Here is a 17,937-nt window from a genome sequence, read left to right as displayed (position 1 = left end):
TTTTAATACAAATAACAAAAGTCAAAAAAAAATATAAATATTTTTTAAGTTCATTTTTCCCTTTAAAAACAGGTGTTAAAAACGTTTAAGCTCACTAATTTTGATGAAATCAACTAATTAAAAGTGAAAAAAACATCTTTTGTCTTAAAAAAACATCTAAAAATAGTTGTTTTTACTATTGACTTTTTAATTAAAAAAAACGAAATTAGCTAACGCCGATTTTAACTCATTAAAACGACCTCATAATCGTCTTAAGTTAGGTCAAATACTAAAAATAGGGTGTATATTTGTGAAAATTATAAATAATGTGAAACATAGTAAAAGTTATGTTGGGTAATTCAATTTTAAATAAAGCAAAGCACTCACATAATACTGATGAATGGTATACTGACTATAAAACAGTAAAAGAAGAAGTAAGTCATTATGCTAAACATTTTGAAGGAAAAGTAGTTTTCTGTAACTGTGATGACCCTTATGAATCTGCTTTTGCAAAATATTTTTTGAAATATTTCAATATTTTGAAATTAAAAAAATTGATTTGTACTTCATATAAAGGCTCTCGTTTAGTTGAGAACCTTAACATATTTGACAATAATAATATTAAAGCAAACAATAAGTCTGCTTATGTTTTAATTGTTAAAAACATTTCTGCTGATTTTGAGGAACCAATAAGAGATGAAGAAGTCTTAAGTTATTTAAATGAAAAGGGAAATGTAAAAAAATTAAATGGTGACGGTGATTTTCGAAGTGAAGAATGTATTAAATATTTAAAAGAATCAGATATTGTAGTCACTAATCCACCTTTTTCAAAATTCACAATATTGTTCTCGCTACTAGTGAAATACAACAAAAAATATTTATTAATTGGAAATCAAAATGCTATAACTTATAAAAATGTGTTTCCTTTGATAAAAAAAGGAAAAGCATGGATTGGGTATCGATTCGGTGATATGTCCTTTAAAGTTCCCAATGACACTCCTCCCAGAAAAACACGTTTTTGGATTGATGATAATGGACAAAAATGGAGAAGTTTAGGAAACGCAATGTGGCTAACTAACCTAGATAACGAAAGAAAACATAAAGATTTAATACTTACATCTTTTTATTGTCCAAAAAAACACCCTAAGTATGACAACTACGATGCAATTAATGTTTCAAAAGTAGCTGAAATACCAATGAATTACACTGGAATAATGGGGGTTCCTATAACTTTTCTTAAATACCATAATGAAGATCAATTTGAAATAATTGGAGAAGCAAATCATGGCTCAGACAATGAGTTTGATTTATTTAAACCAATAGTTAAAGGAAAAGAAACCTTCAAAAGAATTCTAATAAAAAACAAAAAAATTGTTGAAAAAAATTGATTTTAAAATATTGGATTTATTCTGTGGAGCTGGTGGTATGTCTTATGGCATTCACAAAAACCCACACTTTAAGACTATGGTCGCTTTAGATATAAATGAGAGATTAGCAATAACTTTAAAAAAAAACATGCCTGAGGTACAGGTTATAGTAGGTGATATAAAAGATGATTCTGTAAAAAAGAAAGTTATTGATTTGTCAATAAAAAAAGGCGTCAATATGATTGTTGGTGGTCCACCTTGTCAAGGGTATTCATTGAAAGGAAAAAAACTAGGACTCGAGGATCATCGTAATTTTTTATTTATTGAATATTTGAATTTCGTTAAAGTAATTCAGCCTGATGTTTTTATAATTGAAAATGTTAAAAGCATACTTTCTACCTCAAAAGGTTGGTTTAAAGATCAAATAAAATCTGAAATAAAAAAACTAGGTTATCACTTAGATGTTGGTATTCTTAAAGCAACTGACTTTGGTGTTCCTCAGACAAGAGAAAGAGCAATATTTATATGCAGTAAAATAAAAAAAATTTCTCTTCCTCTTCCAACTGTCAAATGTTCAGTCAATGTTAAAGATGCAATTTTTGATTTAGCTTATTTAGATTCAAATGAGGGGAGTTTCGAACAAGAATATAAAAATGAACCTAACTCTAAATATCAAAAAATGATGAGAGAAAATAGTGATAAACTATACAATCATAAAGCATCTAATCACGCTTTGGTAGCTATAAATAAACTTAAAATGATACCTCCTGAAAAAGGTAAAGAATATTTACCAAAAGAATTATTAGGTAAACAACAATTTAAATCTACTTATGGTAGATTAGAGTGGCATAAACCATCACCAACAATTGATACAAGATTTGATGCAGCATCAAATGGAAAAAATAATCATCCTTTTTTAAATAGGTCTATTACTCCAAGGGAAGCTGCTAGATTACAATCATTTGATGATAATTATATTTTTTATGGGCCCAAAGTAGCCGTTAGAGCCCAAATCGGCAATGCAGTTCCACCACTTATGGCAAAAGCAATTGCTGACAAAATATATAAAGAAATAATATTTGACAACCAAAATAAAAAATAGGCTAAATGGAAAAAAATAAAATTTCTAATTTTTTGACTCCTGATATTTCGTACTTGTTAGGATTGATTACAGGTAGAGGAGAAATCCAATATAATCAGGATGTTAAAAGAATTATCATTGATTTTGAATACAAAACCTTAAAGTCAACTGCAATAAACAAAACTTTTGACCAAAAATTACATATTCAGACAAGTTTAGATAAAGTAGTTGTTCGGCTTCAAAATATGGGGATTAACGTTGGTAAAGATGTCGCAGACAAAAAGATTTCTTTAGTTTTAAAATGGGACAGAGAAGATATTGCTTGGTTATTCATAAAATTTTTAATCAACGGAACACGTTTTAGTTATCACGATTTTCAAGTACCAGAACCAATATTTGAATCAACAGAAATCAATAAGAAAGAATTTCTAAGAGGTGTAAGCGATGTAACAGCATATGTAAGAGCTTCAAATTATTTTGGTTTTTCAAAAGACCAACCTAAAAGGTATAGAGTTTATATAGAGGTTACTCATAAGAATTGGCACTTACCGCCACAACTTTGTCGTTTAATTCAGTCTTTAGAAATTCCAGTACAAAATATAAATTACGGTCATCCAAATCTAAGAGATCCTAATAATAAAAAAGGGAATAAGTCTTGGGCTAAAGAACATCAAATGAAAATTTTTGCTGACGATTTTCAAGAAATCGGATTTTACATTTCGCATAAAGAAGAAGCATTATTAGAATTAGCTGAAAGTAATCGAAATAATTTTAGTACTCCAATTGAGTTGTGCGATGGAACAACAAAAAGGAATAGAACAAAGCCATCACATCCCCATGAAAACCATTCTGATTTACCTTTAGAAATAGGAGGTAAACACTTCGATGCTTACAAGGAAATTTGTAAGTGTTTAAACTGTTATAAGCAGAACTTATGTATAGTAACGAAATAGAAATATATCCAGACTTAATAGTTTGGCTTGAGAATAGACTTAAAGGAGATTTTGGTAGAAAAGCTAAAAAAATCACTGTTTTGGATACTCACGATAGTGATTTGTCAAATTTTATTATAAAATTAAAATATCAACGTTTTTTTCCTAATTTTACAACTTATAAAATACGCCAAGACATTACTGGTTTTATTGAATATGAAAATAAGGTAGAACTCGTATTTGTTGAAGTCAAAATAGGTCAACTTAAACTTATTGATTTATCACAATTAATTGGATATTCTTGTATAGCCTTACCTCTTTTTTCAATTTTAATCGCACCTGCTGGTATGGGTTCTACTCTAGCAAAACTACTAACTTCTTTTAATAGAAAAGATATTTTAGAGTTTAGACCAGGCCGAAAAATTGAAGTTCTTAAGTGGGACGCAATAAAACAAGATATTGATTTTATGAATAGTATTCAGTAAAAATCCAACGCTGAATGACAATCTGTACAAAAAAAAAGCTATTGGCAAAACAACGTAATAAGAAATATCGGAATAAGTCCTTAAACAAAAGCATAATAATAAAATAAAGATCAATATTAAACTGAAAATTAGTACATAAAATTCGCTAATTTTCATACGCAATACCCTTACCGAAAACAAATAAAAAAAGAGCTTATACATCAATCTAAGCTCTTTTTTTAATACTAATATTGTATTTAAAGTACTATTCTTCAATTGGTGGATGACCATGAATTTCTTCAAAATCTTCATCAAAATTAGCTCTTAAATAAGCATTTAGTTTCTTTCTATAATCATCTTTTAACCAGGTTACAAAATTGTGTGTACTTTTAGAAATACATTTTGCATAACGGTTTATTCTATCATCTATCTCCTCACCTAGTTTCTTTGCCAAAATTAAGGCATCAAAAACATCTTCACTATTTTCAATACACATTTTTGCATGATGTACTATCGATTTTTCTAAAACTTTTTTAGAAGATTCACCAGAACGTATTGTATCTATATACACGTATTTCATATCAAAATACAAATCTTTAGAATTGGCAAAATCTTTTTTAACATCAGAAGGCAATTCATATCTAAAAGTACTTTCTATATCTTCATCAGAAAGAATGGTATCTAAATAATAATCTGGCGATTTAAACATTTTTTGCCAGTCTAAATCTGCTCCCCAAGCACCAAATCTATGAAAGTTGTTTCCTAAATCTATAACATCAAACGTATTTTTGTCGTTTAAAATTCTAGATCCACGACCAATCATTTGGTAATATAAGGTCAAAGATTTTGTTGCTCTATTTAAAATAATAGCTTCAATAGTGGGTTCATCAAAACCAGTTGTTAAAATACTTACAGATGTAATTATTGCATTTGGCGTTTTCTTAAACCATTTTAAAATAAAATCTCTTTCTTTTCTGGTGTTGGTATTGTCTAAATGCGCAATAGGATATCCTGCTTTCTTAAACGCATGATACACTTGTATAGACGTATTAATACCGTTATTAAATATTAAGGTTTTTTTGCCTTTTGCAGTTTCTTCGTAAGCAGCAACCAACTTAGAAAGCATGTCTGAATTGGTATATAAATCTTCAGAAGATTTTACTGTATAATCTCCGTTTGCACCAACTTCTAAAGAAGTTAAACCAACATTATAAGAATACAAGTTTGCACTTGCTAAATATTCATGATCAATTAAATGCTGAATAGTTTCTCCAACAAATAATTCTTGATAGTTCTCATACATTGGTAATTTTATGTTAGAACTTAAAGGCGTTGCTGTAACACCAAGAACAAAAGATTGATCAAAAAACTTAAAAATTTTGGTAAAAGAATTGTAGTGCGCTTCATCAACAATTACTAGTCCAATATCAGAAATATCTAACTTTTCATCGTTTAATCTATTCTTTAAAGTTTCTACCATGGCCACAAAACAACTAAAACTGTCTTGGTCATCTAACTTTGCTGTACTGTTAATTATTTTGTTTTTTACACCAAATTCAACCAGCATTTTAGACGTTTGCTTGCTCAACTCAATTCTATGAGTAAGTACTAAAACTTTCTTTTTAAACTTCTCTAAATAGCGTCTTACAATTTCAGAAAAGATAACTGTTTTACCACCTCCTGTTGGTAATTGATATAAAAGATGATAATCTTGAGGCGCGTCTTCAAACCTTCTAAAGATTTCTTGAAGTGCGTCTTTTTGATATCCGTATAATTCTTTTCCTACTTTTTTTTCTGAAGTGCTTATTTCTACCAAGGGATTATAAATTTGAAATACAAAAATAAGACTTAAATAAGGTTTATTCCAAGTTTATCCTATATAATTGTTGTTAAATCTGTTAAAGTGATGTCATAATGTGAAGAGTTTTGCACAGAAACACCATTTTTAACGGCTATTAATTGTGGAGATTGATGCATTACTTGAAACGTATATCCTACTTCATCAGAAATATTTCTATAATTTAATAAATCTAAATAATACACCTTTATATGTTGATGTTCTTCTTTAAATAATTTATCAAATTTTTTAATCACCATACTACTAATTCCACAACGTGTAGAATGTTTGAAAATTAAAATAGTTTCATTTTTCGATTGTTCTTTAATTACTTCTAATTGTTCTAAAGAAATTAACGGAATCCAATGCAAGTATGACTTTTTTTCATCTTTTACAGTTTCATCTTTTTTTCCTCCAAAAATACTATCAAATATACCCATTTTGCTGTTTTTGTTCTTTGTCGATACAAAGATAGGAAACTTTCACAAGACATAAAGTCAGTAAACACAGTGCTTTACAAGACAATTTGACGTATATTTAGTTACAATTCTTATTGGTATTGAATTTGCCTATACACTAATTGAAAATAAAACAATACAAATGAGCTAGCGCTCATGTAAAATCATAAAAAAAAAGAAAATGAACTTTAATAATTACACAACAAAATCGCAAGAGACCATACAAATGGCGCAACAGATTGCGCAAGGTTTTGGTCATAATCAAATAGAAAATGAGCACATTTTTAAAGCATTAACACAGGTTGATGAAAATGTATTGCCTTTTCTTTTGAAAAAATTAAACATCAATAATAATATAGTAGCACAAATTTTAGACAAACAGTTAGAAAGTTTACCTAAAGTTAGTGGTGCAGAATTAATGATTTCTAGAGAAGCTAGTAAAACCTTAACAGAAGCAGCTGTAATAGCTAAAAATATGAAAGATGATTATGTTTCTATAGAACATTTAATCTTGGCTATTTTTAAATCGAAAAGTAATATTGCACAAGTTTTAAAAGACCAAGGTGTTACAGAAAAACACTTAAAAGCTGCCATAGAAGAATTACGAAAAGGAGAAAGAGTAACTTCTCAAAGTCAAGAAGAAACCTATAATTCTTTAAATAAATATGCCAAAAACTTAAATGAATTGGCTAAAAACGGCAAATTAGATCCTGTAATTGGTAGAGATGAAGAAATTAGACGTTTGCTTCAAATTTTATCGCGAAGAACAAAAAACAACCCCATTTTAGTTGGTGAACCTGGAACAGGAAAAACGGCTATTGCAGAAGGTTTGGCTCACAGAATTGTAGATGGAGATGTGCCAGAAAATTTAAAAGGAAAACTTATTTTTTCTTTAGATATGGGCGCATTAATTGCAGGCGCAAAATACAAAGGAGAATTTGAAGAACGTTTAAAAGCCGTGATTAAAGAGGTAACCAATGCCGATGGAGATATTGTTCTTTTTATTGATGAAATTCATACACTTGTTGGCGCCGGTGGCGGACAAGGTGCAATGGATGCCGCAAATATTTTAAAACCGGCTTTGGCGCGTGGAGAGTTGCGTGCAATTGGGGCAACAACTTTAGATGAATATCAAAAATACTTTGAAAAAGACAAAGCTTTAGAACGTAGATTTCAAAAAGTACAAGTGAATGAGCCAGATACAGAAAGTGCCATTTCTATTTTAAGAGGAATTAAAGATAAATATGAAACACACCACAAAGTACGTATTAAAGATGAAGCTATTATAGGTGCTGTAGAATTATCTCAACGCTATATTACCAATCGGTTTTTACCAGATAAAGCTATTGATTTAATAGATGAAGCCATGGCAAAATTACGTATGGAAATCAATTCTAAACCAGAAGAATTAGATGTTTTGGATAGAAAAGTGATGCAGTTGGAAATTGAAATTGAAGCCATTAAACGTGAAAAGGACGAAACAAAATTAAAATCTTTACGATCAGATTTAGCAAATTTAAAAGAAGAACGTAATGAAATTAATGCCAAATGGAAATCGGAAAAAGAAGTTGTAGATAATATACAAAACGCAAAAGCAGCTATAGAAGATTTTAAATTAGAAGCAGAAAAAGCAGAACGCGAAGGAGATTACGGTAAAGTTGCAGAAATACGATATGGTAAAATTAAAAAAGCGCAAGAAGATTTAGAAAGTTTTCAAAAAGTTTTGTCAGAAAATCAATCTGAAAAATCTTTAATTAAAGAAGAAGTAACTTACGATGATATTGCCGAAGTTGTAGCAAAATGGACAGGAATTCCGGTAACAAAAATGATACAGTCTGAACGCGAAAAATTGTTACGTTTAGAACAACAATTACACAAAAGAGTAGTTGGCCAAGAAGAAGCAATAATTGCGGTTTCTGATGCTGTTAGGCGCTCTAGAGCTGGTTTGCAAAACCCAAATAAACCCATTGGTAGTTTCTTGTTTTTAGGAACCACAGGTGTAGGAAAAACAGAATTAGCAAAAGCCTTAGCAGAATATCTTTTTGATGACGAAAATGCAATGACCCGAATTGATATGAGTGAATATCAAGAGAAACATGCTGTAAGTAGATTGGTTGGTGCGCCTCCGGGATATGTGGGCTATGATGAAGGCGGACAATTAACAGAAGCTGTTAGAAGAAGACCTTATTCTGTAGTGCTTTTAGATGAAATAGAAAAAGCGCATCCAGATACTTTTAATGTTTTATTACAAGTGTTAGATGAAGGAAGATTAACAGACAATAAAGGACGTGTTGCAGATTTTAAAAACACCATAATTATTATGACATCTAATATGGGAAGTCATATAATTCAGGAAAAATTTAGCGATCCAAAAGCAGATTTAGACGCCGTTACAGAGTTGGCAAAAATTGAAGTTTTAGCATTGTTAAAACAAGCTGTAAGACCAGAGTTTTTAAACAGAATTGATGATGTAATTATGTTTACTCCTTTAAATAAAGCGAATATATTTGAAATTGTAAAATTACAAATAGCTCATTTAAAGAAAATGATTGGCAAACAAGAAATCACTTTAGACGCTACAGATGAAGCAATTACTTATTTAGCAGAAAAAGGATATCAGCCAGAATTTGGAGCAAGACCTGTAAAAAGAGTTATTCAGAAAGAGGTTTTAAATCAGCTTTCTAAAGAAATTTTATCTGGTAAAATAACCACAGATAGCATTATTTTAATAGATGCTTTTGATGATACATTGGTTTTTAGAAATCAGTCTGATTTGGTAGAGAATTAATTTTTAAAGTAAAGTTCGTTTAGAAAAAGTGGTGTTTTAAAAAACACCGCTTTTTCTTTTTTAAGTATATTCGTATTTTAAACCTACTCTTATGAAAAAGTTTTTATTCCTTTTTATTTTTACTATTAGTTTATTCTCTGCTTGTTCTTCAGATAAAACCACCACCTATTATTTAATTAGACATGCAGAAAAAGACAGAACAGATGCTACAAACAGAAATCCTGAATTGAATGAAAAAGGTTTAGAAAGAGCTAAAAAATGGTCTTCCTATTTTAAAGATATTCAGTTAGAAGCTGTGTATTCTACTAATTATAAAAGAACCATACAAACTGCAACCCCAACAGCCAAAAGTAAAAATTTAGAAATACAAATGTACAATCCAAATAAAATGTACGATTCAATTTTTAAAGCTAATACAAACAGTAAAACCGTTTTAGTGGTAGGACACAGCAATACAACTCCTGCTTTTGTAAACAAAATAATAGGAGAAAAAAAGTATGAAGATATAGACGATAATAACAATGCTAACCTATATATTGTTACCATTTCTGGGGATAAAAAAACAAGTAAAATTGTAAAAGTAGATTAGAAGTTTAATTCTTACATTCACTAGTGTCATTGCGAGGCACGAAGCAATCTGTATCTCATTAACTAACGTCATTTCCAGGCCCGAAGCAATCTGTTATTTATTATTTAGAGATTGCCCCAGTTTACAAAAAAGTAAACTTCGCAATGATAAAAAAATAATACTAATTTTACTTAAGAATCTTTACTTCAATATCTTTTAAAATAATCTCAGATACTTTTTCTAGCTGATTATTTTCAAACGCCTTATCAATATCAATTAAAGGAATTGCATCATTTAAAGGTTTGTAATTATGGAAATCTACAAATCGAATTCCGTTTTTTACACATTGTTCTTTTAGTACTCTCAATCTTTTTCCTCCGCCGTTTGTATGATAAGAATACGCTAAATAATCAACTAAAAAATCCTTTTTACCAATCCAATAAATAAAGACATCTTCAAAGTCTTCTCCTCCTCCATTTTCTGAAAAAGTTATTTCTACTTTATAATAGTTTTTTCCATTTACAGTTGCCGATGGTAGCAATTTTTTATGAACAGCTTTGTTGTTTAATCCGTAAGGCAAAACAGAAAAATAATGTACCGAATTAACAGCATTTGCAAATTTCAAGGAATCTTTAGTAGATAGAATTTGTTTTTCTGAATTGATAAATCTTTCAAAATCTGAATTTGTTAAAACATCTTTGGTGTTGTTAAACGCTCTAATTAAGCTAAAGTTTCCTTTATTTCTTTTGGCTAAATATTCCTTGTCTCTAAACTTAAATTTTATTTCTGAATTTGCAGCTTTATCTGCTCCAGAATAAGCAATTGCTTTATCAATAATTTGTTGTGCAGTTAAACTTGTTTCTGTTGAATTACAAGAAGTTAAAAAGGCAAATAATACTACAAGTAAATATCTCATTAGGTTTTGTTTTATTTGGTCGAAAATAGATTTCAAAATTACATTTCTTTGCACAAAGTAAAAATGTATCTTTGTTAAAATTATATAAATAAAAACCAGTCTATGGCTGTTCAGAAGAAGATTAACATACAAAATAAAAAAGCTCGTTTCGAATTTGAAATTCTAGACAAATATGTTGCTGGTATTCAATTAACTGGTACAGAAATAAAGTCTATAAGATTAAGTCAGGCAAGAATTACTGAGAGTTTTTGTGAGTTTAATGAAGGTGGAGAACTGTTTATTGTTAATATGTACATTCAAGAATATATGTTTGGTCATCATTTTAATCACAAACCAAAAAGTGAACGTAGATTGTTGATGAATAAACGCGAATTACGCAGCTTAAAAAAAGATGTTGAAGCAAAAGGAAATACTATTGTTCCTTTGCGTTTGTTTATAAATGACAGAGGTTTTGCCAAGTTAGAAATTGCTCTTGCAAAAGGAAAACAAACTCATGATAAACGAGAAGTGTTAAAAGACCGTGACTCAAAACGTGATTTAGCACGAATAAAAAAGAGTTTTAACGGATAATGGATTTTTTTAAACTCATTCGTTTTAAAAACCTATCAATGGTTTTATTAACAATGATTTTAACCAAATATGCACTCATAGATTCCATATTTTTTAGCGACATTAGTTTTCAAAATTATTATTTAATTCACACTACCTACTTAGGAATTACTTTAACCCATTATCAATTTATAATATTTGCTTGTAGTATTTTATGTTGTGTTGCTGTCGGTTATATTGTATATGCTATTTATAATGTTGAAGCAACTAAAATTAATAACCCTAAAAAGGTAATTATTGGAAATTCTATTTCTAAGAAAAAAGCATGGTTTTATTTCTATATTACTAGTTTTTTAGGTTTGATGTTAGGTATTTCTGTTTCTTTTTCTTCTGCTAACATTGAATATTCTTTCATTTTTTTGGGCCTTATTTTGTTGCTTTTTTTATATGCCAAATACCTAAAAAAAATACTGATTATCGGAAACCTTCTGCATTCTATATTTTTAAGTTTGGTGCTATGTATTACCGTGTTATTTAATGAACCACATGTACAAAACAGCAATCTCTTAGAAGTAATAAGTAACATTGGTACGGGTATTTATTTGCTAATAATTGTACTTACATATATTACTTTTATTGTACTAACTAGTTTTATTAAAGTAAACATTAAAAATATTATAAATATTAATGGAGACATCAAAATAAAAGCAAAAACAATGGCCATTTTGTTAGGTAGAAAAAGAGCTTCTAAAGTCGCTTTTTTCTTTAGTTGTATCTTGTTTATATTTCTCTTAATTGTGTTACAATTTAGTAAGAATGAACCTTTATTTTTACTGTTTGAAATTGTTTTTATACTATTTCCACTAATCTATTTTATGTTTCAATTATACGTAGCACAAAGAAAAAAAGAGTTTATTAAATTACACAACCAGATAACTGTAATTATGTTGTTTGGAATTTTATCAATGATTTTATTTAAGTTTACATAAATGTTAAGAGAAAAACTAAAAGAATACAATGTAATTCTAGCTTCTAAATCGCCAAGAAGACAACAATTTTTTAAAGATTTAGATATCGATTTCAATATTCAATTAAAAGAAGTTGAAGAACTTTATCCATCAGAATTAAAGGGTACAGCCATTACAGAATTTTTAGCAGATTTAAAATCGAAAGCATTTGTAAATCTAACGGAAAAGGATTTGTTAATTACATCTGATACGATTGTATGGTTACAGGAAACGGCATTAGGCAAACCCAAGAATGCTGCTGACGCTTTTAACATGTTAAGAGCCTTATCTGGCAAAAAACATGAAGTAATTACATCCATTAGTATTAAGAATAAGAATTTTCAAAAAATTATAAGTGATAAAACTACGGTTTCATTTAAAGAGTTGTCTGATGAAGAAATCAATTATTACATCACCAATTACAAACCTTTTGACAAAGCCGGCGCGTACGGCATTCAAGAATGGATAGGTTTTATTGGCATAAATAATTTAGAAGGAAGCTATTTTAACGTGGTAGGCTTGCCTGTACATAAACTTTATAAAGCATTAATGAGTATATAAACACGCTCTTATTTATACACAAATAATTGTTTTTTAATAGTTTATACAATTTTTACTATTGATAATTGAGCACACAAACTCATTAAATCTGTTGTTTTCTAAGGTGTAAATAGAAACTAATTTTGCAGCTTCAAATTTAAATACATTATGACAGTAAGTAATCAAAAAACCAACACAGAAAATAAAGTTGGTACAATCACAAAAAATTTAAGCCGTACAAATTCTATAGTTTGGAATTTAAAAAGACGTTACAGATAAATAAACATCTATAATTTAATAACAAAAACTCTTTTTTTTTAAAAAAGAGTTTTTTTTTACATATTAAATAACTCTGCTTTAACTTAGGGGTTTAGAAAGGATACATTTCAATTTTATAGAGCTTGTTTTTGTTTCTAAAAGACTTTATTACAAAATGTTAAAAAGTCTTTCTTCTATATTTCTCTTTTCATTTCTCTAAAGTAAAATAAAAGTTTATTTTTACGCGAAGTTTACAACATAACAAATTTATAATGAAGAAATACACGTACACAGAAAAAAAAGACACACGTTCAGGTTTTGGAGATGGTTTAACTGAATTAGGAAGAACAAACCCTAACGTAGTTGCTTTATGTGCAGATTTGATTGGTTCTTTAAAAATGGATCAATTTATTAAAGAAAACCCTGAAAGATTTTTCCAAATAGGAATTGCAGAAGCAAATATGATTGGTATTGCTGCAGGTTTAACAATTGGAGGAAAAATTCCTTTTACAGGAACATTTGCCAACTTTTCTACAGGTAGAGTGTATGATCAAATTCGTCAGTCGGTAGCCTATTCTGGTAAAAATGTAAAAATTTGTGCTTCGCATGCTGGTGTTACTTTAGGTGAAGATGGCGCAACACACCAAATTTTAGAAGATATTGGTTTGATGAAAATGATACCGGGAATGACGGTGATTAATCCTTGTGATTACAATCAAACAAAAGCAGCTACCATTGCAATTGCAGATTTTGATGGACCTGTTTATTTACGTTTTGGTCGTCCGAAAGTACCTGTATTTATGCCAGATGTAGAATTTGTAATTGGTAAAGGAATTCAATTAACAGAAGGTACAGATGTAACTATTGTTGCTACAGGTCATTTAGTTTGGGAATCTTTACAAGCCGCAGAACAATTAGAAGCAGAAGGAATTTCTGTAGAAGTAATTAACATTCATACAATTAAGCCTTTAGATGAAGAAATTATCTTAAAATCTGTGGCAAAAACAGGTTGTATTGTTACTGCGGAAGAGCATAATAAATTAGGTGGTTTGGGTGAAAGTGTTTCTAGAACATTGGCTTTAAACGCTCCTACTCCTCAAGAATTTGTTGCTACAAATGATACTTTTGGAGAATCTGGTACACCAGAAGAATTAATGGCTAAATATGGTTTAGATGCAAATGCTGTTATAAAAGCAGTGAAAAAAGTAATTTCTAGAAAATAATAGCGTTTTACTTGTAATAGCATTTTTAAATTTTAGTTTTAAATATAAGAATATGAAAAAAGTAATAGTAGCAATTTTTCTAGTTTGTGGTTTGTGTCAAACTTCTAACGCACAAACTGAATTTGGAATAAAAGCTGGGGTTAACTACAATTCTAATTCTATAGAAGACGTACAAACAGATGTTTTTTCTGGAGCAAAAGGCAAAACGGGTTACCATGCAGGACTATGGTTGCGTTTAAACATACCTGGTTCTAGTTTATTTGTAAAACCAGAATTAGTATATACAAGCTTAGAAAATGAAGTTGTATTTACTCCTGGTGGAACCACTGCTAAAAACACCAACTACAGTTTTCAAAAAATTGATGTTCCTGTTTTATTAGGATCAAAAGTTTTAAAAATTGCAAATATTTTTATCGGTCCTTCTTTTCAATATATTTTAGATTCGGATTTTGATATTAGCGATTTTAAAGATGTAGAATCAGAAGGTTTTACGGTTGGTGTGCAAATGGGTGCTGGAGTAGCATTTGGTAAATTTGGGATTGATATACGTTGGGAAAGAGGTTTGTCTGACTCAGAATCTACCTTTTTTGATGGCACAACAGATAGAGCATTTGATACTAGAGTTAATCAAATAATTATAGGTCTTTCTCTACAATTATAATTCTTATAAAAACAATAAATAGTAGTGTAAAAAAAAGCTCTTGAAAATTTCAAGAGCTTTTTTTATTTGCGTTTTACGTTGTATTAATTACTTTCTGTAATATCAGGATTTAAATAATCTGGAAGCGTAGGATTGTTAGGATCACTAAAATCATTTGCAGGATTTCCATCTATTATTTTTGTGTCTTCATTTTTAGTTAATACACCATCATTATCATCATCTGTATCTAAATAATTTGGGATAAAATCTCCGTCTGTATCATCAAATCTTGGATCACCATCACCATCAGGATCTTCTAAATATGAAGGAACACCATCATTATCATCATCTGTATTTTCTACAATATCAAATAAATTTATATAAAAAATTAAATTTTCATTCGGTAAAATACTAGTACTTCCAGTATTTCCATACCCCAAACCAGAAGGAATAATTAAAACTCCTTTACCTCCGTTTTCATACGTAATAGGTCCGTTATTAGTAATGTTTTTACCGCCTTTAAAATTAGTAAAACCGTGAGTCCAACCTCTAATAACACTATTTAAAGTAAACCAAACTCCATTATTAGTTTCAAAAGTACTACTAATACTGTCTGTTCTAATTATTCTAATACCAGAATATTTTACAAGAACAGAATCCATTACTGTAGGAAAATCTTTTACAGGATCTGGATTACCTACTCTATTTACATAAACATATAATTTATAATCAATATCATTTTCTGTAATGTTCATTGTTTTAAGATTATCATCATCAGAAAGCGCTGTTTGGCCAGCAACTATAGGTTTAATAGAATCTATTGAGCTATCATAATAGAATTTCTGAAAGAAAGATACTAAAGTGTCTTGATCTATTAAGGCTTGTGCTTCATAATCAAAGGTATCAACTTCTGAAGAAGATGAACTTCCGCAGGCATAAATTAGCATTGTAAAAATTACAAGCGCAATTATATTTTTTATTTTGTTCATTTAAATGTAAAATTTTAAGGGCGCAATTTACCATTTTTATACCTTTGTAAAAAGACAAACCAATTATTTTAACTGTTTTTATGAGAATTGATAAATATTTATGGTGCATTAGGGTTTTTAAAACCCGAAGTTTGGCAACAACAGCTTGTAAAAAGGGACAAGTTAAAATTGATTTAAAAAGTGTAAAACCCTCTAGAGATATTTATGGTGATGAACAAATTATGGTGCGTAAAAACCAAATTAATTACCAATTAAAGGTTTTAGACATTCCAGAAAGTAGAGTTGGCGCAAAATTGGTAGATTTGTATCGAAAAGATATCACACCAAAAGAGGCGTTTGAAAAAACAGAATTGCTTAAATTTGCGAAAGACTATTATCGAAAAAAAGGTACCGGAAGACCTACAAAAAAAGACAGAAGGGATATTGACGATTATCAAGAAGACACAACAGAAGAAGATTTATGACAACTACTAACAATATTATTTTAAATTCTACCGAAATTAATAAAAAAATAAGAAGGATTGCCTACCAAATTTACGAGAGTAATACTACCGAAAAAGAGGTAATTATTGCTGGTATTATTGGTAATGGTTCTATTTTTGCTAAAAAATTAGTTGCTATTCTAGAAGAAATATCACCAATAAAGGCTACAATTTGCGAAGTTATTATTGATAAAAAAAATCCTAGAGAAACGGTTACTACCACGCTAGAGGTAAAGGAATATAAAAACAAATCGCTGGTTTTAGTAGATGATGTTTTAAATTCTGGTACCACCTTAATTTACGGTATTAAACACTTTTTAGACGTTCCGTTAAAACGATTTAAAACGGCTGTATTGGTGAATAGAAATCATAAAAAATATCCGGTAAAGGCAGATTTTAAAGGTATTTCTTTATCAACTTCTATAAAAGAACACGTACAAGTAGAATTTAATAACGATGATGCATTTGCATATTTAGTTTAATTTACTAGCTTTTTGTGCCAAGCATAGTTGTAAATGCTAAAAAAACTGTCTGACATATTTTTGAGACAGCTTTTTTATTTGTTGCTATTTTCTAAATTTATTTCTTGTAATAATACTTTTTAGTCGTAATTTTAAGTCTTCTCCTGTATCATAAATCATTTGCTCATTGCTTGGAAAAGCAACAACACGCAAATTAATTAGATCTAAATAAGACTTATCTAAAGCTCTTTTATCTCCTTTGTAGTTAGCATACATGTGTTGAAAAACAAATTCAGTTTCTATAGGATACGTTTGTAATATTTGATTTTCATATAAATCTATAAATTTTACTTGCCCTACAACTTTTGCAGATTTAAATTGTGTAAATTGGTATAATTGACATCGCACATTTACATACTTATCTACCTTAATTTTATTTCCTTCTTTATCTAAAACTAAATTTCCTTTATCATCTAAAAGATAGGTAAAACCATCTACTATCTTTTCTTCTTTTATAATTTCTTTTTCTTTAATTTGTTCTGGAGAGACTGTTATATTTCTAAGATTTAATTCCAATCCAAAATCATAATCAATTAATGGGTTTTTTCTTCCATGATATACGGTCCATAAATCATTTAAACCATAGGTATCAAAATTTAATAAATCTGTTTCTAACCTCTTTGGAATTACTTTTTCGGTTTCATTTTTCATGGAAACAATCACATAATCCAAACCTTTTTGATGTGCTATGTTTAATAAATTAGAAACATCTTTAAAATTTGGATTTATTTTATCTAAATATTCCAAATCGTTATAAGCACTTCTATAATCAAACTTAGTATCCGCAGCAATTAATTTTTTTGCTTTGGTATATAAAAAATCTGATAATTGATTTTTATTTACAATAATTTCATCATCATAATCATTAAACTGAAACGAAGCGTTTCTATTTTGTTTGGTAATTGTTAATGGCAGTAAGGGTTTAATAATTTCTTGCCTATTTTTTAAATTTTCATACAACACAAAAATAGATTCTGTATTTTCTGGATTGTTCTCTTTTTTTAAAAAATTAATACTTGCTAAATCTTTAGATGTTGCTTTGGCAAAAGCTTCTTCTAGCATTAAAACATAAGGTTGATTTCCTTTTTTAGTTTTGTTCTTTTTTAATTTAGCAATAGCAACATTAATTGCTTCATTGTAATTGCCATTATTGATGGCTTCTTGAGTAGATTTTACGCTACTACATGAAAATAATAAAAAAAGTGCTGCCGTTAATTGTAGAATTTTCTTCATAAATCATTTTTTTTAAACAAAAATAACAATCTAAATTTAATAATCAAGTAACATAAAAATAAAGAGTACTTCTACCCTTTTCATACATTGCCTTTTAGTTAAAAT

At 29.0% G+C, this 17,937-nt stretch carries 18 protein-coding genes; 13 read left to right on the top strand and 5 right to left on the bottom strand.

All coding sequences use genetic code 11. From position 1 onward, the window contains the following. The first annotated feature begins 326 nt into the window (after window positions 1-326). The 4 genes from ACSHW5_RS01800 to ACSHW5_RS01785 are packed head-to-tail and all read left to right on the top strand — an operon-like array spanning window position 327 to window position 3,844. Window positions 327-1,367, top strand: a complete 1,041-nt coding sequence (locus ACSHW5_RS01800; protein WP_435674393.1) for an adenine-specific methyltransferase EcoRI family protein — start codon at window positions 327-329, stop codon at window positions 1,365-1,367. Continuing rightward, a complete protein-coding gene (locus ACSHW5_RS01795) occupies window positions 1,354-2,448 on the top strand; it encodes a DNA cytosine methyltransferase (RefSeq protein WP_435674392.1) in 1,095 nt (364 codons plus the stop codon). Before ACSHW5_RS01800 ends, ACSHW5_RS01795 begins: the two co-directional genes overlap by 14 nt. A 5-nt stretch (window positions 2,449-2,453) precedes the next feature. Next, on the top strand, window positions 2,454-3,380 hold the full coding sequence (locus ACSHW5_RS01790; protein WP_435674391.1) for a hypothetical protein: 927 nt from the start codon (window positions 2,454-2,456) through the stop codon (window positions 3,378-3,380). Then, complete coding sequence (locus tag ACSHW5_RS01785; protein WP_435674390.1) at window positions 3,362-3,844, top strand: hypothetical protein; 483 nt, start codon at window positions 3,362-3,364, stop codon at window positions 3,842-3,844. Before ACSHW5_RS01790 ends, ACSHW5_RS01785 begins: the two co-directional genes overlap by 19 nt. Before the next feature lie 244 nt (window positions 3,845-4,088). Here the strand turns inward: ACSHW5_RS01785 and ACSHW5_RS01780 are convergent, their stop codons facing one another. Then, window positions 4,089-5,639: a DEAD/DEAH box helicase gene (locus tag ACSHW5_RS01780; protein ID WP_435674389.1), complete on the bottom strand. Its 1,551-nt coding sequence runs from the start codon at window positions 5,637-5,639 to the stop codon at window positions 4,089-4,091. Between the two features lie 59 nt (window positions 5,640-5,698). Then, window positions 5,699-6,100 (bottom strand): bacillithiol system redox-active protein YtxJ, encoded by a 402-nt coding sequence (gene ytxJ, locus ACSHW5_RS01775; protein ID WP_435674388.1) that lies wholly within the window; start codon window positions 6,098-6,100, stop codon window positions 5,699-5,701. Between the two features lie 199 nt (window positions 6,101-6,299). On the opposite strand from ytxJ, the gene clpB reads away from it, so the two are divergent. Further along, the gene (gene clpB / locus ACSHW5_RS01770; protein WP_435674387.1) at window positions 6,300-8,906 is read left to right on the top strand and encodes an ATP-dependent chaperone ClpB; all 2,607 of its coding nucleotides are present in this window, start codon (window positions 6,300-6,302) and stop codon (window positions 8,904-8,906) included. Window positions 8,907-8,997: 91 nt separating this feature from the next. Next, complete coding sequence (locus ACSHW5_RS01765) at window positions 8,998-9,495, top strand: SixA phosphatase family protein (protein WP_435674386.1); 498 nt, start codon at window positions 8,998-9,000, stop codon at window positions 9,493-9,495. A 166-nt stretch (window positions 9,496-9,661) separates the two neighbouring features. Here ACSHW5_RS01765 and ACSHW5_RS01760 read toward each other — a convergent pair whose 3' ends face one another. Further along, window positions 9,662-10,390: a DUF6503 family protein gene (locus ACSHW5_RS01760; protein WP_435674385.1), complete on the bottom strand. Its 729-nt coding sequence runs from the start codon at window positions 10,388-10,390 to the stop codon at window positions 9,662-9,664. Between the two features lie 102 nt (window positions 10,391-10,492). Between ACSHW5_RS01760 and smpB the strand changes: the two genes are divergently transcribed. From smpB to ACSHW5_RS01735, 5 genes are all read left to right on the top strand, one after another. Next, the gene (smpB, locus tag ACSHW5_RS01755; RefSeq protein WP_435674384.1) at window positions 10,493-10,960 is read left to right on the top strand and encodes an SsrA-binding protein SmpB; all 468 of its coding nucleotides are present in this window, start codon (window positions 10,493-10,495) and stop codon (window positions 10,958-10,960) included. Between the two features lie 38 nt (window positions 10,961-10,998). Continuing rightward, window positions 10,999-11,928, top strand: coding sequence for a UbiA family prenyltransferase (locus ACSHW5_RS01750; RefSeq protein ID WP_435674383.1), 930 nt, complete (start codon window positions 10,999-11,001; stop codon window positions 11,926-11,928). After that, a complete protein-coding gene (locus tag ACSHW5_RS01745; RefSeq protein ID WP_435674382.1) occupies window positions 11,929-12,507 on the top strand; it encodes a Maf family nucleotide pyrophosphatase in 579 nt (192 codons plus the stop codon). Between the two features lie 509 nt (window positions 12,508-13,016). Further along, on the top strand, window positions 13,017-13,967 hold the full coding sequence (locus tag ACSHW5_RS01740) for a transketolase family protein (protein WP_435674381.1): 951 nt from the start codon (window positions 13,017-13,019) through the stop codon (window positions 13,965-13,967). A gap of 52 nt (window positions 13,968-14,019) precedes the next feature. Then, window positions 14,020-14,628: a porin family protein gene (locus ACSHW5_RS01735; RefSeq protein WP_435674380.1), complete on the top strand. Its 609-nt coding sequence runs from the start codon at window positions 14,020-14,022 to the stop codon at window positions 14,626-14,628. Window positions 14,629-14,711: 83 nt separating this feature from the next. Here the strand turns inward: ACSHW5_RS01735 and ACSHW5_RS01730 are convergent, their stop codons facing one another. Continuing rightward, window positions 14,712-15,596, bottom strand: coding sequence for an FKBP-type peptidyl-prolyl cis-trans isomerase (locus ACSHW5_RS01730; RefSeq protein WP_435674379.1), 885 nt, complete (start codon window positions 15,594-15,596; stop codon window positions 14,712-14,714). An 80-nt stretch (window positions 15,597-15,676) separates the two neighbouring features. On the opposite strand from ACSHW5_RS01730, the gene ACSHW5_RS01725 reads away from it, so the two are divergent. Then, entirely contained in the window at window positions 15,677-16,060 is a 384-nt protein-coding gene (locus tag ACSHW5_RS01725; RefSeq protein ID WP_435674378.1) for an RNA-binding S4 domain-containing protein, read from the top strand. After that, entirely contained in the window at window positions 16,057-16,560 is a 504-nt protein-coding gene (locus tag ACSHW5_RS01720; RefSeq protein ID WP_435674377.1) for a phosphoribosyltransferase family protein, read from the top strand. The genes ACSHW5_RS01725 and ACSHW5_RS01720 overlap by 4 nt, the downstream gene beginning before the upstream one ends. Window positions 16,561-16,644: 84 nt before the next feature. On the opposite strand, the gene ACSHW5_RS01715 is transcribed toward ACSHW5_RS01720, so the two are convergent. Then, window positions 16,645-17,832 carry a hypothetical protein gene (locus ACSHW5_RS01715; protein WP_435674376.1) on the bottom strand — a complete coding sequence of 396 codons (1,188 nt, stop codon included), beginning with the start codon at window positions 17,830-17,832 and terminating at the stop codon, window positions 16,645-16,647. Between the last annotated feature and the right edge of the window lie 105 nt (window positions 17,833-17,937).

It is taken from the genome of Polaribacter sp. (genome assembly GCF_051251875.1).
Classification (GTDB): Bacteria; Bacteroidota; Bacteroidia; order Flavobacteriales; family Flavobacteriaceae; genus Polaribacter.
This window is presented reverse-complemented; position numbering and strand designations above follow the sequence as displayed.